Source organism: Haloferax namakaokahaiae (assembly GCF_042663225.1).
GTDB classification, from domain to species: Archaea; Halobacteriota; Halobacteria; order Halobacteriales; family Haloferacaceae; genus Haloferax; species Haloferax namakaokahaiae.
The window spans coordinates 133,958-152,003 of record NZ_JBHTAA010000005.1; the positions used below are offsets into that span (position 1 = coordinate 133,958).

An 18,046-nucleotide genomic window follows, 5' to 3' on the forward strand; every position below is an offset into this window, starting at 1 on the left:
GTCAAGTCGAATGAGCACCCCTGTAGAAAATACACAGACTCACTCCCGGGCACCTAACATCAGTGAGGCTGTCGTTCAGGCACTCGCAGCGGTGAAAGAGACTGACCCCATTTCGGTCGATCCGTTGTACAACGCAATCGACCCCGAGGCGCTCGATATGCTCTTCGCGCCGACGCTGAACGGCGAGCAACGGCCAGGTGGCGCGATTACATTCGAATTGATGAACTGTCTGGTAACGGTAACTGTCGAAGCCGGAGACGTCCACATCGACACCGACACGCGGTCCGAGCGGTAACGATGGCGAACAATTATCGAAATGGTCCCAACAACGACGGACCCACAGTAGATAATTCGACGACTTGTGTGAGCTGCAATTCGCGCATCGACACGACAGAGTGGTACCCCGTCGTGACAGAACTGAGCGGCGAGTCCGTCATCCTGTACCCGTTTTGTGACGACGAGTGTCTCGACAAGTGGCAAGCCGAGAACCCGCAGTCGAAACGAGTGGAAAACGAGGAACCGAGCTAAAAACGCGTTCGCCCTCGGTCACGCAGACGAGTCGCCGGTCTATTCGCTCGGTGTCGGAACCGTCAACACGGGCACGGAGGCCGATTGGTTCACGCCGTCGGCGACACTCGCCGGCGAGAAGAACTTCCGAATCCCACTGCGGTTCGGTTCGCCGACGACGATGAGGTCGGTGTCGTTGTGCTCGGCGTAGAGCGAAATCTCCTCGGCGGGCGTTCCGTAGCGGAGTCGCTTGGCGACCGACACGCCAACGTCTTCGGCCATCGCTTCGACCGCTTCGAGCGACGTTTCCGCGTCGGCTTCGCGTTGCTCGACGACCATGTCCCAGTGGTCGATAGACGAGTTCATCTCCACGATCGAGAGCGCATCGACGGGGACACCGTGTGCGGCGGCCAGCGAGACGGCCGCCTCGACGACGTGCTCGTGGACTTCCTCGCCGACTGCGACGAGGATTCGGTCGAACGGGCTGTCAGTGCTCGCTGCCGGACCGCGTGCGAAGTCCGTCGTTGAAACCGTGGGGGAATCTCCCGTCTGCGTGAACGAAGTTGCCATCATATTCTTTTTACTGTCGCTATAGTATATATCTGTCCAGAAATTGATTCAAACGCTGTTCAATCATCGTTTCGTGCATGTGTTTCACACACTGCAACGTATTCACGTCGTGAATAATTCTACCAAAACACCTCAAAGACTATCTCCCCGCTACGAAATGTACGAGCATGGCGGAACCCCTCGAAGAAATCGAGTTCCTCGCGCGTTCGCCAAACCGGATTCGTGTGTTGGAGGCGGTGGCGGCCGAATCGCACACTCGCCGTGACCTCCAAGCGAGGACGGAGGCGTCACAACCGACGCTCGCGCGAATCCTGAGCGACTTCGAGGACCGACAGTGGGTCGAGAAAGACGGCGCACGATACGAGGCGACACCACTCGGCGAACTCGTCGCCGCAGGGTTTACCGACCTCGTGTCTATCGTCGAGACGGAGACGCGACTCCGGAGCATCGCCGAGTGGCTTCCGACCGACCACCTCGATATGGACCTCCGAGGGTTCGACGACGCCGATATCACACGGCCGACTCGAACCGACCCCAGCGGCCCGCTCAAACGTGCGCTCGAACTCTCTGCCGGCGCGGACTCCCAGTGTATCGTCTCCTACGTCATCAACTACGAGATGCTCGAAACGGTCGCGGAGGCGGCGATAGAGGGGTCTCAGTCGTTCCGTGCGGTCATCTCGCCGGAGACCATCGAGATGGTCCGCGAGGACGATACGTCGTGGGCGCGCTTCGAGCAACTCGTCGCCGCCGAGAACGCCGAATTCCGCGTCGCCGACGAGGCGATACCGTTTGCGATGGGTGTCGCCGACGAGACGGTCTACTTCCTGCTCAGGGACGAGGAGGGCATCTTGCGGGCGTTGCTAGAGTCGGACGATAGCGGGGTTCGCTCGCAGGCGATGCAGACGGTCGAAGAGTACTGGGAACGCGCCGAGACCATCGACTCGTCCGTGTTCGACCAGTGACGGGGTTCCGGGATACGTCTCGCAGGTAACATGATACCAGTGGCGACCGTATGGTGACTATGGCTTTGGAGTCCTCCTCAGTGACACCTCCGAGACTCACCTTCTCCGAGTCGCGGTTTCTCGTCGGTGTCGGTCTCGCCGTCGCGCTCGTCGCGGGACTCGTCTTTCGCATCGTCGGACAACTCGTCCTCGACCCGAGCCAACCGGTCGTCGTCGCCGCGGTGTTCGTCGTCACCGTTCCAATCATGTGGCTCTTAGCACTCGCAATCTTCCGTTGGCGCGGTCACACTGGCGGCGCGCGCCGAGAGGCGGCGGCGCTCCTGGCCATCCCGGGGATGCTCATCGACTCCGTTTCGATGGTACTGTTCTCGGTGGTCTACCCGAACATGGAACCGACCGCGGGAACGCTCTTCGGAGGGTTACTCTTGCTCGCGTACGCGACGGTGTTGGTCGCGGGATTCGTGAGCAGATAGCGAAAACGAGGGTTCTCGTCCTCAGACGACCGCGTCGTAGGCTTCGCGCATGATTTCGATTGCTTCTTCCAGCGAGTCGGTGTCGGTCGCGTAGGACAGGCGAGCGTAGCCGTGGCCGTTCTCGCCGAACGCCTCGCCGGGAACGATGATGACGCCGCGTTCGATACACTCGTCCACGAAGCCCTCCGGAACTTCCGGCATCGCGTAGAACGCGCCCTTCGGCGTCGGGACGGTCAGGCCGATGTCTTCGAGTCCCTCGACGACGAGGTCACGCCGTTCGCGGAAGGTCTGGGTCATCTCTTCGATTCGGTCCTGTGGGCCGGTGAGCGCGGCTTCTGCGGCGAATTGGGCGGGCGCAGAGGCGCAGGCTTGGGCGTACTGGTGGACGCGGACCATGCGTTCGACGCGTTGCGACGACCCGTAGACCCATCCGAGTCGCCAGCCGGTCATCGAGAAGAGTTTGGATGCCGAGTTGACGACGACGACATTGTCGGTCTCGGCGTACTCGATTGGCGAGTGGTGTTCGCCGTCGAAGACGGTGTACTCGTACACTTCGTCGGAGATACAGAGCACGTCGTGCTCGTCGGCGATGCGTGCGAACTCCTCGATGTCCTCCCGCGGAGAGACTGCGCCGGTCGGGTTACCGGGGCTGTTGACGATGAACGCCGCCGTGTCGTCGGTGATTGCTTCCTCGACCGCGGCGGGGTCGAGCGTCAGGTCCTCGCGCAGGGGAACCGGGACGGGTTCGCCGCTTGCGAGTTTCGTCAGCGCGTCGTACGAGACGAATCCGGGGTCCGGAATGATGACCTCGTCGCCCTCCTCGACGTGGGCTTCGATAGCGATGTGGAGGGCTTCGCTGCCGCCCGCGGTGGCGATGACGTCGTCGGGCGACAGGTCGATTCCCTGGTCGCGTTGGTGCTTTTCGGCGATGGCTTCACGAAGGCTAGCGAGACCCTTGTTCACCGTGTACCCGTCTGCCTCGCCCGATTCGATGGCGTCGATAGCGGCCTGTCGCGCGTGGTCGGGTGCCGGAAAGTCCGGTTGCCCGAGTCCGAGGTTGATAGCGTCCTCGCTCGCCGCCTCGAACACTTTGCGAATACCGCTGATGGAAATCTGCTCCACCCGTTTGGAGAAGTGCGTCATACTCTACTCGGAGTCGGCATTCGGGATAGTTCTTCCCACGCACGATTCGGCGGAAACGGTTACACGGCTGACGATTGACGACCCGTTTTGCGGATGTTTTTACCGCAATCTATGATGGGTTGTTTTCGGTAATACGAACCATACAGTCTCTAATGGTGGTTATTTCGGCCACTACGCAACTTTTGCGGTGACTGGTACGCCGCCCATGATTACCGGGTACGTGCGCCGAATAAGGGCGGATTCCATACAGTGACCAATGACTGAGCCAGCACGCACAGCAACGACTCGAAGACGATTCCTTCAGGGCGCGGGACTCGCGGCGACCGCCGGTCTCGCCGGTTGTCTCGGCGGGGCGGGCGGCAGCGGACTCGACGAACTCAACGTCGCCTACATGCCCATCTACCCGGACATGCAGTACTTCGTCATGCAGGAAGAGGAGATGTTCGACGAACTCTCGGTTCCCGTCTCGGGCAAGAAGTTCTCCGACGGTCCGAGCATCGTCCAAGCCTCGGCGAAGGGCGACTTCGACGTGATGATGTTCGGTATCGTCCCCGCGATGATTATCATGGACAAGGGCATCCCGGCGAAGATTACGGCGGCGAACATCCAGAACGCGATGGAGATTCTCGCCACCGACGAGTTCGCCGCGATGTGGGACGAACACGGCAAGGAGGCCTTCGCCAAGTTCGAACAAGAGAAGGGCCGCAAGTTCACCTTCGGTACCTTCCCGCCGGGGTCGGTTCCGGACATCCTGCTCCGCTACTGGATTCAGAACACGCTCGGTCTCGACCCCGAGAGCGACGTGAACATCAAGGGTCTGGGCGGGGCGGCCGCCGTCCAGCAGGCGCTCCTCTCGAACAACGTTGACGGGACGAGCATCATGGAGCCGGTCCCGACGGTCATCGAGGCGAACGACGCACCGTTCCAGGCGATCGACTGGGCGGGCGACTTCATGCCGGGTCAGCCTGCGGCGGTCACGCTCATGCACGACCGACTCCGCGAGGAGAACCGCGAGGTCGCCTCCGAGTTCGTCCGTCTCCATCAGGAGGCCACCCAGTTCGTCGCTGACAACCCCGACACCGCGGCCCAGCACGCGAGCACGGTTATCGGCGAGAGCGCGCTCCCGGTCGAAACCGCACGCACCGCGCTCGACTCTCGCGCTGCGGACTTCATCACCGACCCCCACCAAATCGAGTCGGGCGCGAAAATCTTCTCCGAGTACGCACAGACCCTCGGAAAGACCGAGGCGCAACTCTCGGTCGATGAGATGTTCGACTACGGTATCTACGACTCACTATGAGCAACGACGAAGTCGGCGCGGGCGTCGCCTCGATGAACGCCGACGAGCGACCGCTCGACCGAGTCGCCGCGTTCGCGTCGGAATCGACGTGGCTTGCGTTCGGCGGCTTCGCCGGCTTCCTCGTCGTCTGGCACGTCGCCGCGCTGTTCCAACCGACGTATCTCCTCCCCTCGCCGGTCGAAGTGCTCGCGGCGTTCCTCGCGGAACTCGCCGCGCCGGAGATGCTCTCGATTCCGTTCACGGGCATCGAGATTCCGGCGACGCGCCTGCTCGTCAAACTCGTCCAGAGCCTCTATCACTACGTCCCCGGCCTGCTCATCGGGACGACCCTCGGCATCGTCATGGGGGTCGCCATGGGCTGGAACGCTCGCTTCGATAGCGTCTTCACGCCAGTCACGCGCGTTCTTCGCCCGATTCCACCGCTCGCGTGGATTGGTTTCGCGGTCATCTGGCTCGGCGTCAACCACCAGGGTGCGACGTTCATCGTCGCCATCGGGTCGTTCTGGATTAACTTCTACAACGCCTACGGCGGCGTCGAAGGCGTCTCCGAGAACCTGAAAGAAGTCGCCGCGACCCTCGGCGTGGACGACGACGTCACCATGATTCGAAAGGTCGTCCTCCCGGCGGCGAGTCCGTCGATTATGACCGGCATTCGAACGAGTATCGGCCAGTGTTGGATGATCGTGGTCGCCGCCGAACTCATCGTCGGCGTCGGCGTCGGCTACGAGATTCTCAACACCGCACAGAACCTTGCGATGGACGTTTCTGTCGCCTATATGCTCGTCATCAGCCTCGTCTTCCTCGTGAGCGACGGCCTGTTCCGCCGGGTCGAACGACGGGTCTTGGAGTGGCGCGCATGAGCGAGCACACGCAAGAGGTGGTCTCGGTCGAGTCGCTCGCCAAGACCTACGAGTCCGACCGCCGGACCGTGCGGGCGCTCTCCGACGTGAACTTCGGCGTCGATGACGGCGAGTTCGTCTGTATCGTCGGTCCCTCCGGATGTGGCAAGACCACGCTGTTCCGCATCATCGCGGGGCTCGAAGACGCGACTGCGGGCGCGGTCAAACTCGACGGTAAACCCGTCTCCGGTCCCGGCACGGACAGGGGAATGGTCTTCCAAGAGTACGGCCTGTTCCCGTGGCGAACCGTCGCCGAGAACGTCGCCTTCGGCCTCGAAGAACAGGGTGTCGAAGAACCCCAACGCTCGGCGCGAGTAGACGAGATGCTCCAACTCGTCGGTCTCGACGGCTTCGCCGACGCCTACCCGAAGGAACTCTCCGGCGGGATGAAACAGCGCGTCGGCATCGCTCGCGCCCTCGCCGTAGACCCCGAACTCCTCTTGATGGACGAACCCTTCGGCGCGGTGGACGCCCAGACTCGTGACATGCTCCACGGCGAACTCCTCGATATCTGGTCGGAGACGGACAAGACGGTCCTCTTCGTCACTCACGACGTGGAGGAGGCGGTCACGCTGGCCGACCGCGTGGTCGTCATGGCCGCCGACCCCGGCCGCGTCCGCGAAATCGTCACGGTCGATATCGAGCGCCCACGCGAGCGAACCGACAGCGAATTTGCGAACTACGTCGAGCGGATTCGCGGCCTGATAGGCGAGTAATTAGTTTTCCCGCGCCTCTCGCAACTCCTCCACCTTCGACCCAATCAGCGAGAGCGTCGCATCCGCGTCCACGTAGCCGCGGTCGTAATCTTTCATCGCCTGCTTGTACTGCCGAAGGAACTCGCCGACTGCCTCGTCCAGTTCGTCGCTCATGTCTGTTCGTTGGCCCGCCATCGGATTTGAACCTTCGGCACCGATTCGAAGGCTCTCTACTTCGCCTCGCTGACCGTCGATTTATGAGCGCGCCACTCGAATCGCCTCTCGTGACGACCCTCCGATTCGAGGACGGAACGATTCACCTCGCCACCGACCTCGAACTCTCGATTCCCGGCGTCGAAGCCGACCCCCGAAGCGGCGGCTATCGCGCCCCAGCGATGGAGTACGCCGCGATTCGAGACGAGTTAGAGCGACGGGGAATCGAGTTCGAAGACACGCTCGCGCTCGAATCGGACCTCCCGCTCTCGACCACGTACGACCTCCGCGAGTACCAGCGGGCCGCCCTCGACGCGTGGCTCGATGCGGGCGCAACGGGCGTCGTGGAACTCCCAACCGGCGCGGGAAAGACCGTCCTCGCCGTCGGCGCGATGGCGGCGCTGTCGGTGCCGACGCTCGTCGTCGTGCCGACGATAGACCTCCAAGACCAGTGGATTAGAGAGTTAGAGACCGAGTTCGACGTGCCAATCGGTCGATTCGGCGGCGGCGAGCAGACCCAAGAGCCGATTACGGTCTCGACCTACGACTCGGCGTATCTCCGCGCCGACGACGTGGGCGGCGACTTCGGTCTCGTCGTCTTCGACGAGGTGCACCACTTGGGCGGGCAGGGCTATCAGGACATCCCGCGGATGCTCGCCGCGCCCGCCCGACTGGGACTGACGGCGACCTTCGAGCGACCAGACGGCGCGCACGAGGCGGTCGAGGAACTGGTCGGCCCGCGCGTCTACCAACTGTCGGTCGATGACCTCGCGGGCGACCACCTCGCCGACTACGAGATTCGGCGACTCGAAGTCGAACTGACCCCCGACGAGCGCGAGGCGTACGAGCAGGCCCAGGAGACGTTCGTCTCCTACCTTCGAACCTCCGGCATCTCGATGCAGTCCGGCAGCGACTACCAGAAACTCGTGATGCGCTCGGGGAACGACCCGCGGGCGCGGGAGGCGCTCCTCGCCAAACAGCGCGCCCGCGACATCATGATGGGCTCGGAGGCGAAAGTCGAACACCTCTCGCGTCTGCTCGCGCGCCACCGCGACGACCGAGTCATCATCTTCACCGCCTCGACCGACCTCGTCTATCGAATCGCCACTCGCTATCTGGTGCCGCCAATCACGGCCGAGACCGGGACCAAAGAACGAAGACAGATTCTCGAACGGTTTCGAGACGGGACCTACGACACCGTCGTCGCGGCGAACGTCCTCGACGAGGGCGTGGACGTACCGGACGCGAACGTGGCGATTCTGCTCTCCGGGTCGGGGTCGGAACGCGAGTTCACCCAACGCTTGGGCCGTGTGCTCAGGCCGAAGTCCGACGGCTCGACGGCGGTTCTCTACGAACTGGTGAGCGTCGAGACGGCGGAAGAACGAGTGGCGAATCGGCGGCGGTAAACAAACAGCGACGGGCGAATATTTAGACCAACGACACGTCCAAATCGCCGCCTTTCGAGAACTCCTCGAACGTCGTCTCGAACACCGCTTCGAACGGTTCGGTTTCGCCCGCTGGAATCGAAATTTCGAGCGTCTGCACGGACTCTTCGCCACCGACGACGACGCGGATGCGGACGTTCGCGGTTCGTTCGGAGGCCGCGTCGTTGACGACTTCGCCGACGACGCGCAGGCGGCCGTCCTCGGTCTCTTCGATATCGAACGTCGAAATGCGAACGTCCGGAACCGCGGGCGTCTGACGCGGTGCGCCCGCTGGTGCTTCCGGCGGGTTCCGCGGCCCGTCGGCAGAGGGCAGTGACCCGAGACAGCCGGTCGAGAGTCCGACTGCGACCAACCCGAGGAGGCGGCGTCGCTCCATACGCTGGGGTCCGTCTCCCACGTGATGAACCTTGCCGTCTCGCGGTTCGACCGCAACGAGGCGTTTTTGTCGCCGCCCCCCGTCGTCTCTCACGTGCTGACGAAAGACCTCCTTCGCGTGTCGCGGGCGGGCGGACGCTACCAACCGACGTTCGCCGACAGAGCGGCGCGACCGCTCGCCGCGAAAGCGATTGGGGTGTTTCAGCGACACGTCGGCGTCCGACGCGCGGACCTCGATACGGCGCTTTCTGCCCTCGAATCAGACGCCGACGACTTCAAACTCGCCCGCGGGTTCGCCTCGCTTCTCGAACGCGAGACCGTGTTCGAGACCGATTCACCGCTCCCGCCGCCCCGCGCTCGTCGTGCCGCGTTCGAAGCGGCGATGGAGTGCGGCGGGGTGACGACGGCGAGCGAGCGAGAAGAGGCGCTCAGGCTCGCCGCCAAGTCACTCGGTTCGACACCCGACGCGGTCGATTCCTCGCTCGTCGCCGACCGCGAAATCGAGCAGGTCGTAGCCGAGTTCGACCCGCGATGGACGCCCGACGAACTGCTCGCCCAGTACAACCTCTCGCTCGCCCAGACCGCGCTCTTCGATGCGACCGAAGTCAGGATTCGGAGCTCCGACCCGAAGGCGCTCGTCTCGGCGACGAAGCGACTTGGGCTGATGTACGAGGTTCGAAAGACCAGTGGAGGAAGAGAACTGGTCGTCACCGGTCCGGATACGCTCTTCCAGCGAACCCGCCGATATGGCACCTCGTTCGCCCGACTCCTTCGGTCGGTTGCGACGGCGGGCGACTGGCAACTCACGGCGACCATCGACGACCGAGGGACGGAACGCGAGATGACGCTCACGAGCGACGATATCTCGGTTCCCGGCGTCGAACCGATGGCCGAACCCGCCTTCGATAGCGAGGTGGAGTCCGACTTCGCGGCGCGGTTCCGCGGCCTCGACTTGGATTGGAATCTCGTCCGCGAACCCGAACCGCTGGAGACGGGAACGAGCGTGATGATTCCGGACTTCGCGTTCGATTACAGGTTCGGCGACTTCAGAGTCTTCTTCGAAATTATGGGCTTCTGGACGCCCGAGTACGTCGAGAAGAAACTGGGCCAACTCGCCGACGTGGAGGACGTCGAACTCGTCGTCGCCGTGGACGAATCGCTCGGCGTCGGCGAAGAGATTGCCGCCCGCGACCACCGCGTCATTCCGTACACGGGGTCGGTTCGCGTCAAGGACGTTGTTGACCTGCTTCGAGAGTACGAGTCGGACCTCGTCGCGGCGTCGGCGGCGACGATTCCCGACGAGTTGCGGCCGGACGACGACGTAATCGAACTCGATGCGCTGGCGAGCAAACACGGCGTGGCCGTCGAGGTGCTGGACGACGTGTCGTTCCCGGACCACGAACTCGTGGGGAGAACGCTGATTCGGCCACGTGTGATAGAGTCACTGAGCGATGAAATCGAAGATGGACAGTCGCTCTCGGTGGTCGAAGAACTGCTCGCGGCGCGCGGAATCGACGACGCCAGCGCCACCCTTTCGAAACTCGGCTATCGGGTCCAGTGGGAGGGCTTGACCGGCGGAACCGTGCGAGAAAAGCAGTAGTCAACGGAAACTGCCCGTGGGACCCTGATTGATAGGGGGTCTAACGTGCTGGATTCGCTCAGGAATCGAGCACGTGCGCCAGAACCTTCTTCTGAGCCTTTCGAAGATGCTGGTGGAACGTTGGTCCAGCGATGCCGAGCGTGTCCGCGAGGTGTTTTCCCGGAATGGGGCGCGGTGATTCGAAATATCCAGAGAAAAATGCCGTTTCGAGGACTGTACGCTGGCGGTCGGTGAGGTCTTCAACGAGTAACCGAGACCTGCCATCGGACATTGGAGAGGTCTTGGTTACCTGGCGTCGTGAAATCATGTCGGCCATCGGGTACGCTTCCTCTACGACCTCGATAACTTGCCGTATATCAGCACTCGGAGATACGTGGAGTCGGATCTGAAAGCACCCCTCCTCGATGGCTGCCCGATCGACGTAGCCACCAATCGCGGTCAGCGAGGAGAGCAACGGTGGCTCGACGAGGCGAAGTTCAAACCGCGAGGCATCTTCACCGGAATCGCCGTCTAAGAACTGTATTGACTCCCAGTGCGGAAGGTCTTCGACGAGCGCCTCGAGTACCTCCGACATTTCGGGGGTGGCAGTTCCGTACTCGAGATAGACTCCATCACCAACCGGGATAGCACGGTCGAACGTGACGCGCCCATCTGCCGAGGGGAAGTCGAACGCACCGAAGAAATCGGAAATGTGAAACACCAACTCGACGACTTCGTCGCTCCTGAGCGCTCGTTTTTGTTCGATGGCCGAGATAGCGTGACCGACTATCTCGCTCAGGTGACCGATGGCGTCACCCTCAGCGCCGACGAACGCGTCGGGGCGGTCAGTGTAGACGTTGAGCACGCCGTAGAATGCCCCTTCGTGGGTGATCGGGATAGTGGCCGTCGAACGAAATCCCCATTCGATGGCCTGTTCTCTCAGATGCTCGTCTTCATCGTGGTTCAGAGCGTCCTCTACGACCTGCATTTCACGGGTTTTCACCGCTCTCCCGATGAGGTCCGAGCGTCCAGATTCGTCGAGGTCGAACGCGACCGTCCCCTCGTCTAGGAAGCCCCCAACTCCCGCCTCCGCTCGTGAGCAAACGGTCATCGTCTCGCCGTCCACCTCACCGACCCACGCGAATTGAATCGAGTCGGTGGCGGCGAGTCCCTCACAGACGGTTTGCTCGATTTCGACCCGAGTTGACTGGTCGATTGCGGCCTCGGAAAGGGCTCTCACGACTCGATTCAAGTCGTCGAGGGCGGCCAAGCGTTCGCGCTGGCGCTCCAGCTTTCGTTCCCGGGCGACTCGTTCCGAGATGTCTCGGACGACTCCGATCCGCTCGTAGCCTTCGTTCGGGCTTTCGATGATGGAGAACGCCCCCTCGGCCCTGACCGTTCCCCCGTCGGCCGTGAGGACATCGGCCTCGAACCGTGCCGTCTCCCGTTCGTTAGCGACTAACTCCTGTTCGTGGGTGCGGGCCTTCTCGACAGTCTCCTCATCGACGAGTTCGGAGACGTGCATCCCGACGAGTTGCTCGTGTGGATAGCCTGTCAGCTCTGCGTACCCTTCGTTGGCCATCGTCAGGTAGCCATCCGTGTCAACGACATAGATACCGTCGTCTACGGTCTCGAAGATGGTTTCGTAGCGTTCGAGCTCGCGCACCCGCAGCTTTCGGTCGGTGATGTCGCGGAAGTACACTGAAAGGCCCGTCTCGGAGGGGTAGACACTCGCTTGTAACCACGCCTCTAGTTCCTCGCCGTAGACTTCGAACTCCGTCGTAGCTTGTGTTTCCATGGCCTCTCGAAGCCCGTTCCAGACCGGCGTCTCGGTCGCATCCGGATACAGGTCCCAGATGCACTCGCCAAGGAGTTCCCCAGTGTGGACCTGCAGGAGTTCCGCCGCGCGCTGGTTCGCGTACGTGAACCGGAACTCCTCGTCTAGGGCGCAGAAGGCGTCATCGACCCGCTCGAGCACTTCGTCGAGTTCGGCTTCGAGGTCGTCTCGCTGGCGTTCGAGTCGCCGGGATTGTTCTTTCAAATGGGTGATATCTTTGGTCGCAACGACGACGCGCTCGACATCTCCGGTGTCGTACGTGAGTGGGGCGGCGCTGACCGAGAGCCAGCGGTGCTGGCCATCGATGCTATGTAACTGGCACTCCCATCCGTGCACGGGTTCACCCGTCTCGAACACGCGTGCGTTAGGGCGTTCTGCGGGTGGGACGGGCGTCTGGTCCGGACCGTACACCGCCGGCTCGCCAACGGTGTACTCATCGATGTCGCCGGTCGGGGAACCATAGATTTCGGCGGCTCGTGGGTTGGTCCGCTCGAGGCCGTCACGAGTGAGAACACCGAGCCCAACGGGAGAGGTCTCGAATATTTGATCGACGAGGTCCCGTTCCCGACGGAGTTGCTGTTCTCGCTCACGACGCTCGGTCATATCGCGGGTGACCTTAGCGAACCCCTGGATGTCGCCGGTCTCGTCGCGGACGGTTGTGATAGTGACGTTCGCCCAGAACCTCGACCCGTCTTTGCGGACCCGCCACCCCTCGTCCTCGGTGTTTCCGTGTTCGACGGCTTCGGCCAGGTTCTGCTCGGGTACGTCGGCGGCCTGGTCGTCGTCGGTGTAGAAGGTGGAGAAATGCTCGCCGACGATTTCGTCCGCCTCGTAGCCCTTAATCTTTCGCGCTCCTGGGTTCCAGGTCCTGACGTTACCGTCTTCGTCCAGTAAGAAGATGGCGTACTCCTCGACCGCATCGACCAATAGCCCGAAGAGGGTGTCCTCGTCGCCGGGGCGTGGGTTCACCTCGCCGTCGGCCTCTCTGTCAGGCGACGGCGCGTCGGGGCGACGCCACCACACTCTGGCGTTCGCTCCGACCTTCTTGGTTTCTAGTACCCCGCAATCGACGAGTCGTTCGAGTCGGCCGTAGGCGCTTCGACGGCCTAAGTCGAGTCGTTCTGCGACGTCGGACGTCGTGAGGGGCTCTCCGAACCCATCGAACAACTCAAGGGTCTCCCGCTGGGCGTCGGTCAGAGAGGCTGAAGCCATGTCTCTCTCACTCGCGGTCAGTCACCATTAATCCTCCGTCGTGGGAGTATACGGAACCGATGTGGTCGGTGAAGGATGGTATATGTACTCCAATGGCCTTGCTCCTCACAAAATGTTCTCCACCCTGAAAATGAGGGTAATAAATTAGCGGCTATCCTTACGGGGGCCGGACTCAAAGCCGAACCAAGCAGTGTGGTAACCGAACAATGCACGACTCAATACAATCACCGTCCGACGATGCGAGGGAAGATGGGAACGCGACGTTGCCGACGAAAAGCGAGTTACATCGTGTTCTCTCGTCGGCCAGGAGACGACGCGTGCTCGATGTCCTGACGGCCAACGCGCGAACTTTCAACCTCCGAGAGTTGGCTACGGTCGTCTCAGAACGTGACGGGGGCGAGGCTCTGAAAGACGACTCGATCGAAGAGGTAGCGATTGGACTCCATCACAACCACCTCCCTCATCTGCAGAATGTTGGATTGGTTCAGTACGACCCCGAATCGCACCAGGTAGAGGCCAATCACCAAGCCGTATCGGACCTCCGAAAGAGACCGCTCTTCTAAATAAAAGACAGCGAGGGGTCCTCGGGCCACCTGACCCGTGGTCGTTTTCGGCTACCAGCGGATGATTTGCGTGGGTGATGACACCGATTTCGTAGTCGGTGAGCGCCATCCCTCTTTTCTATTCAGCTCTCGGCCGAGGGTCGTACCGATTGAGCGCTGTTCTCGCGCACGACCGCTGAAACCGACCAGCGACTGCGGAGTCAACGATGCCGCTTTTTCAGGTCTTCTTGCCGACCTTTCGGAACCGTCGAACGAAGTTCGCCGTGGAGATACAGACCGACACCGAGGGGTTCGCGCTCGCCTGCGATGTCGTGGGCGGCGACGAGATAGCCCCAGTCGCCGTCCCACCGGTCGAGTTGCTGGTCGTGGCCGGCGACGAACGCTTTCGCTTCTCCGGGACTGAGTTCGATGACGTTCTTCGTCGCCTCGCGGCAGAACCGCTGGACCGCGTTCGTGGAGGGTTTCCAGTGTCGCTGGCGCGTTCGGAGGATGCGCATGCCGAGTCCTTCGACCCGAATCGGGTCTACGACTTCGCCGCTGAACGCCCAAATCTTCCCCGCGCCCTTCTCCCAGAAGGTGTAGTTCTCGAAGATAGCCGGGTCGATTTCGAATCGCTCGGTCCACCAGTCGATTACCTCTTGTCTGGTTGGTCGCCCTTCGACGACGCGCTCGTCCGGCGACTGAGGAAGTCGGTCGAACTGCTGGCCCCAGTTCTCGTCGGGGGCGGTGTCGTCGTTCATGCTTGCACCTCCAGTTTCGCGGTGAAGAAGCCGCCAGTGTCGTTGAGGTGCGGGTAGACGCGGCGCGCCTTTTCGACCGACTGGTCGTACTCCTCGCCCTCCCACTCGGTGACGCCGGGTGCGGTCTCGAAGCCGTCGGGAACGTCCCACTCGACGACTTCGCACGCCTCGCGTTCGAGGACGAAGTCGAGGACGGCCTCGTTCTCCTCGGGTGCGAACGTACAGGTGGAGTAGACGACGGTGCCGCCGGGTTTCGTCACCTGTACGGCGCGGCGGAGGATTCCCTTCTGAATGCCCGCGATGCTGTTGACGTGGTTCAGCGTCCACTCGTCGAGCACATCGGGATTCTTCCGACAGGTGCCCTCACACGAGCAGGGCGCGTCAACGAGAACCCGGTCGAACTGCTCGAACGCGCCGGGTTCGTCGAGTGTTCGCTCGCCGTAGGGTTTCATCGAGAAGTTGCGTGCGTCCTGATTTTCGACCACGAGGTTCGTCACGCCGAGGCGTTCGGCGTTGTGGCGGAGCGCCGAGAGTCGCCCGAGGTTGTTGTCGTTGCCGACGAGGACGCCCGTGTCGTCCATCATGGTGGCGATTTGGGTCGTCTTCGACCCGGGTGCGGCGCAGGTGTCCCAGACGCGTTCGCCCGGTTGCGGGTCGAGAGCGATAGCGGGCAGTGCCGAGACTTCCTCTTGGCCGTGGAGCCAGCCGTGGAAGTACGGCCAGTTGGTGCCCGGCGTGCTGTCTTCGAGTTTGAGGATGCCCGGGTGCCAGTCGGTCGGTTCGTATTCGACACCCTCGGCGTCGAGCGCCTCCCGGGCGCGTTCGACTGTCGTCTTGATGGTGTTGACGCGAACGACGGAGGGAAGCGGCCGAGCACAGGCCTCCACGAACGCTTCCTCGTCGTCCACGAGCGGCGCATACCGCTCTAGGGGGTTCATGCTCGTCGGTTCTGTCCCGGTGCGTTTGTCGGTTTCGGAGCGCCCGCGAACGCGGGGAATCGAGTCGCCGAGGCGACACCCAGCCCGCGGATTTAGGTATGCAACCTTCATACGTTTACACATGGCACATATCCGCGTTCTCGAACCCGACCTCTCCGAGCAGTTCTCGTCACCGACGCTGGTCGAGGGGTTCCCGGGTGTCGGTCTCGTCGGGAAAATCGCCGCCGACCACCTCATCGAGGCGTTCGACATGGTCCACTACGGTGACGTACACTGTACGGGCGTCCCCCACGTCGCGGTCTATCTCGCGGGCGATTCGGAACTCCACTCGCCGGTTCGACTCTACGGCGACCCCGAGCGCGACTTGCTCGTCCTCCAGAGCGACATCCCGGTCCGGCCGGATGCGGCGACGGACATCGCAACGTGTCTCGGGTCGTGGTTCGAGGAGTTCGACGTGACGCCCATCTTCCTCTCCGGAATCCCGCGAGAATCAACCGATGGCGAACCCAAACTCTTCGGCGTCGGCACGAACGGAGCCACGGGCCGACTCGAAGACGCCGGAATCGACGTTCCCGACGAAGCGGGGCTCATCTCCGGGCCGACCGGCGCGTTGCTGAGCCACGCAGTCGAATCGGAACGCCCCTCGCTCGGCTTGATTGTCGAGTCCGACCCGCGATTTCCCGACCCCGAGGCGGCGCGCATCGTCATCCAGCGGGGTATCGAACCCCTGACGGGCATCGACGTGCCGGTGGACGAACTGGTGAACCGGGCGACCGAGATTCGACAGGCGAAAGAGCAGTTGGCCAAGCAGGTCCAACAGGCCGACGAGGAGAGCACGCAGGCCCAACCACTCCGGATGTACCAGTAACGCAATCGGGCGCGTCCGTCACCCAAACCAGTCGGCCGCAGTCTACACTCTTAAGCCATACCAGACTCTTTTGCCGTCCATGAGCGATGACCCCGCCGAGTCGGTCACGGAATCGAACGCAGAAACCGACCCCGAAACGGTCTCCGAATCCTCCGACGAGACCGTCGAAGACGCGGCCGAAGTCGAGACCGAGGACGTGTTCGAGGACGCCACGCCGGTAGACCGCGACGACGAATCGGCAGACTCGCAGGCAGAATCGACACTCGCCGAACGCGTCTCCGAGTACGACGACGAACTCGCAAGCGAGGTCGCCGCCCTCGAATCCCGCGTCGCCGAGCTCGAAGCGGAACGCGACGAGAAACAGGAGACCGCAGAAGAACTCGTGGACCGTCTCAAGCGCACGCAGGCGGATTTCCAGAACTACAAGAAACGCGCGAAAAAGCGCCAAGAGCAAATCAAGGACCGCGCCACCGAGGACTTCGTCGAGCGCGTCGTCACCGTCCGCGACAACCTCGTTCGCGCGCTCGACCAGGACGAGGACGCCGACATCCGCGGCGGTCTCGAATCCACGCTGAAAGAGTTCGACCGCATCCTCGAATCGGAGAACGTCGAAGTCATCGACCCCGAACCGGGCGCGGACGTAGACCCGACGCGTCACGAGGTCATGATGCGCGTCGAGAGCGACCAACCCGTAGACACCATCGCCGACGTGTTCCAACCCGGCTACGAGATGGCCGACAAAGTCATCCGGGCCGCGCAGGTCACCGTCAGCAAAGACGAATAGGCTGATTCTCGGCAAAAGCGAATAGTCCGATTCAGCAACGACGAATCGCCCGTTTCGCCCCGCCGCGGCGAGGACTTTTCTTCTTGCCTGTCGTCTGGCTGACCATGCGACTTCGTCCCCGTCGTCGGCCCACGGTACGCGTCACGCAGCACGGTGACCCCCGCGACGACGACGTACTGTTCGTTCTCGGGTGGGGAAACAAGCCCGGACACAAGAGCGTCGAGTGGTTGCTCGACCGCCTCGCCTACGCGGGCTATCGCGTGCACGCGGTCGAACTGCCGACGAACGGGTGGGACTTCGACAGCCAGTACGTCAACCCGGTTCGCGCCTACGCAATCGACCGCAACATCGACCTCGTACTCAGCCACAGTACGGGGGGTCTCGTCGCCGCCCACCTCAACCTCGCGGTCCGGAACGTCTTTTTGAGTCCGTGGTGGGGGATGCGATTCGGAACGCTCGATGGCCTGTTGTGGCCGCTCGTTCGCCGTCTGCCGACTGCGTATCCGTTCATTCCGTCGGGCCTCTCGCGCGAAGCCATCGGCGACCTGAAACTCGCCGCGGAGGTGCAAGATAGTCCGAGTAAGGTCTCACCGGCGTTCCTCAGCACGATTTACGACGCACAGCAGACGTTGCCGCCGTTTCGACCAACGGACGTGGTGTTCTACTCGCCGACCGACCGGGTCGTTGACACGCGGGCAATCGGCGAACGAACGCCGGCGGCAAACCTCCGACCCTACGACGGCGGCCACGAGTTCTTCGCAAGCGAATCCCGCGAACAGACGCTCACCGAGGTACTCGCCGCGCTCGACGACGGCGTCGAAGCCGTTCGCTCGCTGCGGCGGGCGAACGACGATTGACGCGACGAACGACGATTGACGCGAGCAAAAGTGACGCTCGATACGAAGAAACAGCGGCCGATTCAGGGGGAGAAACACCGCACTCG

At 62.5% G+C, this 18,046-nt stretch carries 20 protein-coding genes; 13 read left to right on the forward strand and 7 right to left on the reverse strand.

Features of this window, described 5'->3' with window-relative positions:
• Positions 1–10 precede the first annotated feature (10 nt).
• Together ACFQJC_RS08130 and ACFQJC_RS08135 are read left to right on the forward strand one after the other, a co-directional pair.
• On the forward strand, positions 11–295 hold the full coding sequence (locus ACFQJC_RS08130) for a HalOD1 output domain-containing protein (RefSeq protein ID WP_390222821.1): 285 nt from the start codon (positions 11–13) through the stop codon (positions 293–295).
• 2 nt (positions 296–297) lie between these two features.
• A complete protein-coding gene (locus tag ACFQJC_RS08135) occupies positions 298–528 on the forward strand; it encodes a DUF7576 family protein (protein ID WP_465261420.1) in 231 nt (76 codons plus the stop codon).
• Positions 529–567: 39 nt separating this feature from the next.
• Here the strand turns inward: ACFQJC_RS08135 and ACFQJC_RS08140 are convergent, their stop codons facing one another.
• Positions 568–1,077: a universal stress protein gene (locus tag ACFQJC_RS08140; protein WP_390222823.1), complete on the reverse strand. Its 510-nt coding sequence runs from the start codon at positions 1,075–1,077 to the stop codon at positions 568–570.
• Positions 1,078–1,244: 167 nt separating this feature from the next.
• Between ACFQJC_RS08140 and ACFQJC_RS08145 the strand changes: the two genes are divergently transcribed.
• Together ACFQJC_RS08145 and ACFQJC_RS08150 are read left to right on the forward strand one after the other, a co-directional pair.
• Entirely contained in the window at positions 1,245–2,039 is a 795-nt protein-coding gene (locus tag ACFQJC_RS08145; RefSeq protein WP_390222824.1) for a helix-turn-helix transcriptional regulator, read from the forward strand.
• Between the two features lie 59 nt (positions 2,040–2,098).
• On the forward strand, positions 2,099–2,512 hold the full coding sequence (locus ACFQJC_RS08150; protein ID WP_390222825.1) for a DUF5367 family protein: 414 nt from the start codon (positions 2,099–2,101) through the stop codon (positions 2,510–2,512).
• Between the two features lie 21 nt (positions 2,513–2,533).
• On the opposite strand, the gene ACFQJC_RS08155 is transcribed toward ACFQJC_RS08150, so the two are convergent.
• On the reverse strand, positions 2,534–3,655 hold the full coding sequence (locus tag ACFQJC_RS08155; RefSeq protein ID WP_390222826.1) for a pyridoxal phosphate-dependent aminotransferase: 1,122 nt from the start codon (positions 3,653–3,655) through the stop codon (positions 2,534–2,536).
• 256 nt (positions 3,656–3,911) lie between these two features.
• Here ACFQJC_RS08155 and ACFQJC_RS08160 point away from each other — a divergent pair, with 256 nt between their 5' ends.
• From ACFQJC_RS08160 to ACFQJC_RS08170, 3 genes are read left to right on the forward strand one after another with little or no spacing between them, the layout of a single operon-like run.
• Positions 3,912–4,955: an ABC transporter substrate-binding protein gene (locus tag ACFQJC_RS08160; protein ID WP_390222827.1), complete on the forward strand. Its 1,044-nt coding sequence runs from the start codon at positions 3,912–3,914 to the stop codon at positions 4,953–4,955.
• Complete coding sequence (locus tag ACFQJC_RS08165; RefSeq protein WP_390222828.1) at positions 4,952–5,815, forward strand: ABC transporter permease; 864 nt, start codon at positions 4,952–4,954, stop codon at positions 5,813–5,815. Before ACFQJC_RS08160 ends, ACFQJC_RS08165 begins: the two co-directional genes overlap by 4 nt.
• Positions 5,812–6,570 (forward strand): ABC transporter ATP-binding protein, encoded by a 759-nt coding sequence (locus tag ACFQJC_RS08170; protein WP_390222829.1) that lies wholly within the window; start codon positions 5,812–5,814, stop codon positions 6,568–6,570. The genes ACFQJC_RS08165 and ACFQJC_RS08170 overlap by 4 nt, the downstream gene beginning before the upstream one ends.
• Here ACFQJC_RS08170 and ACFQJC_RS08175 read toward each other — a convergent pair whose 3' ends face one another.
• Positions 6,571–6,723 (reverse strand): hypothetical protein, encoded by a 153-nt coding sequence (locus ACFQJC_RS08175; RefSeq protein WP_390222830.1) that lies wholly within the window; start codon positions 6,721–6,723, stop codon positions 6,571–6,573.
• Positions 6,724–6,833: 110 nt separating this feature from the next.
• On the opposite strand from ACFQJC_RS08175, the gene ACFQJC_RS08180 reads away from it, so the two are divergent.
• Positions 6,834–8,168, forward strand: coding sequence for a DEAD/DEAH box helicase (locus ACFQJC_RS08180; RefSeq protein ID WP_390225568.1), 1,335 nt, complete (start codon positions 6,834–6,836; stop codon positions 8,166–8,168).
• Positions 8,169–8,190: 22 nt separating this feature from the next.
• Here ACFQJC_RS08180 and ACFQJC_RS08185 read toward each other — a convergent pair whose 3' ends face one another.
• Entirely contained in the window at positions 8,191–8,583 is a 393-nt protein-coding gene (locus tag ACFQJC_RS08185) for a transcriptional initiation protein Tat (RefSeq protein ID WP_390222831.1), read from the reverse strand.
• Positions 8,584–8,676: 93 nt separating this feature from the next.
• On the opposite strand from ACFQJC_RS08185, the gene ACFQJC_RS08190 reads away from it, so the two are divergent.
• Positions 8,677–10,182, forward strand: coding sequence for a DUF790 family protein (locus ACFQJC_RS08190; RefSeq protein ID WP_390225570.1), 1,506 nt, complete (start codon positions 8,677–8,679; stop codon positions 10,180–10,182).
• Positions 10,183–10,240: 58 nt separating this feature from the next.
• Here the strand turns inward: ACFQJC_RS08190 and ACFQJC_RS08195 are convergent, their stop codons facing one another.
• A complete protein-coding gene (locus ACFQJC_RS08195) occupies positions 10,241–13,210 on the reverse strand; it encodes a PAS domain S-box protein (RefSeq protein ID WP_390222832.1) in 2,970 nt (989 codons plus the stop codon).
• Positions 13,211–13,416: 206 nt separating this feature from the next.
• On the opposite strand from ACFQJC_RS08195, the gene ACFQJC_RS18240 reads away from it, so the two are divergent.
• Positions 13,417–13,773, forward strand: a complete 357-nt coding sequence (locus ACFQJC_RS18240; protein WP_465261422.1) for a DUF7344 domain-containing protein — start codon at positions 13,417–13,419, stop codon at positions 13,771–13,773.
• 200 nt (positions 13,774–13,973) lie between these two features.
• Here the strand turns inward: ACFQJC_RS18240 and ACFQJC_RS08200 are convergent, their stop codons facing one another.
• A complete protein-coding gene (locus ACFQJC_RS08200) occupies positions 13,974–14,513 on the reverse strand; it encodes a DUF7122 family protein (RefSeq protein ID WP_390222833.1) in 540 nt (179 codons plus the stop codon).
• Positions 14,510–15,451 (reverse strand): RsmB/NOP family class I SAM-dependent RNA methyltransferase, encoded by a 942-nt coding sequence (locus tag ACFQJC_RS08205; RefSeq protein ID WP_390222834.1) that lies wholly within the window; start codon positions 15,449–15,451, stop codon positions 14,510–14,512. The genes ACFQJC_RS08200 and ACFQJC_RS08205 overlap by 4 nt, the downstream gene beginning before the upstream one ends.
• Positions 15,452–15,572: 121 nt before the next feature.
• Between ACFQJC_RS08205 and ACFQJC_RS08210 the strand changes: the two genes are divergently transcribed.
• The 3 genes from ACFQJC_RS08210 to ACFQJC_RS08220 all read left to right on the forward strand — a co-directional run bounded on the left by ACFQJC_RS08210 (position 15,573) and on the right by ACFQJC_RS08220 (position 17,960).
• Positions 15,573–16,319, forward strand: a complete 747-nt coding sequence (locus ACFQJC_RS08210) for a proteasome assembly chaperone family protein (protein WP_390222835.1) — start codon at positions 15,573–15,575, stop codon at positions 16,317–16,319.
• A 79-nt stretch (positions 16,320–16,398) separates the two neighbouring features.
• Complete coding sequence (locus ACFQJC_RS08215) at positions 16,399–17,103, forward strand: nucleotide exchange factor GrpE (RefSeq protein WP_390222836.1); 705 nt, start codon at positions 16,399–16,401, stop codon at positions 17,101–17,103.
• A gap of 104 nt (positions 17,104–17,207) precedes the next feature.
• Positions 17,208–17,960 (forward strand): alpha/beta fold hydrolase, encoded by a 753-nt coding sequence (locus ACFQJC_RS08220; protein WP_390222837.1) that lies wholly within the window; start codon positions 17,208–17,210, stop codon positions 17,958–17,960.
• The last annotated feature ends 86 nt before the right edge of the window (positions 17,961–18,046 follow it).

Coding starts and splice junctions, on each gene's coding strand:
- ACFQJC_RS08155 (WP_390222826.1), bottom strand. CDS start 3,655: ATGACGCACTTCTCCAAACGGGTGGAGCAGATTTCCATCAGCGGTATT.
- ACFQJC_RS08215 (WP_390222836.1), top strand. CDS start 16,399: ATGAGCGATGACCCCGCCGAGTCGGTCACGGAATCGAACGCAGAAACC.
- ACFQJC_RS18240 (WP_465261422.1), top strand. CDS start 13,417: ATGCACGACTCAATACAATCACCGTCCGACGATGCGAGGGAAGATGGG.
- ACFQJC_RS08140 (WP_390222823.1), bottom strand. CDS start 1,077: ATGGCAACTTCGTTCACGCAGACGGGAGATTCCCCCACGGTTTCAACG.
- ACFQJC_RS08195 (WP_390222832.1), bottom strand. CDS start 13,210: ATGGCTTCAGCCTCTCTGACCGACGCCCAGCGGGAGACCCTTGAGTTG.
- ACFQJC_RS08170 (WP_390222829.1), top strand. CDS start 5,812: ATGAGCGAGCACACGCAAGAGGTGGTCTCGGTCGAGTCGCTCGCCAAG.
- ACFQJC_RS08175 (WP_390222830.1), bottom strand. CDS start 6,723: ATGAGCGACGAACTGGACGAGGCAGTCGGCGAGTTCCTTCGGCAGTAC.
- ACFQJC_RS08135 (WP_465261420.1), top strand. CDS start 298: ATGGCGAACAATTATCGAAATGGTCCCAACAACGACGGACCCACAGTA.
- ACFQJC_RS08205 (WP_390222834.1), bottom strand. CDS start 15,451: ATGAACCCCCTAGAGCGGTATGCGCCGCTCGTGGACGACGAGGAAGCG.
- ACFQJC_RS08185 (WP_390222831.1), bottom strand. CDS start 8,583: ATGGAGCGACGCCGCCTCCTCGGGTTGGTCGCAGTCGGACTCTCGACC.
- ACFQJC_RS08145 (WP_390222824.1), top strand. CDS start 1,245: ATGGCGGAACCCCTCGAAGAAATCGAGTTCCTCGCGCGTTCGCCAAAC.
- ACFQJC_RS08150 (WP_390222825.1), top strand. CDS start 2,099: ATGGCTTTGGAGTCCTCCTCAGTGACACCTCCGAGACTCACCTTCTCC.
- ACFQJC_RS08200 (WP_390222833.1), bottom strand. CDS start 14,513: ATGAACGACGACACCGCCCCCGACGAGAACTGGGGCCAGCAGTTCGAC.
- ACFQJC_RS08130 (WP_390222821.1), top strand. CDS start 11: ATGAGCACCCCTGTAGAAAATACACAGACTCACTCCCGGGCACCTAAC.
- ACFQJC_RS08220 (WP_390222837.1), top strand. CDS start 17,208: ATGCGACTTCGTCCCCGTCGTCGGCCCACGGTACGCGTCACGCAGCAC.
- ACFQJC_RS08160 (WP_390222827.1), top strand. CDS start 3,912: ATGACTGAGCCAGCACGCACAGCAACGACTCGAAGACGATTCCTTCAG.
- ACFQJC_RS08210 (WP_390222835.1), top strand. CDS start 15,573: ATGGCACATATCCGCGTTCTCGAACCCGACCTCTCCGAGCAGTTCTCG.
- ACFQJC_RS08165 (WP_390222828.1), top strand. CDS start 4,952: ATGAGCAACGACGAAGTCGGCGCGGGCGTCGCCTCGATGAACGCCGAC.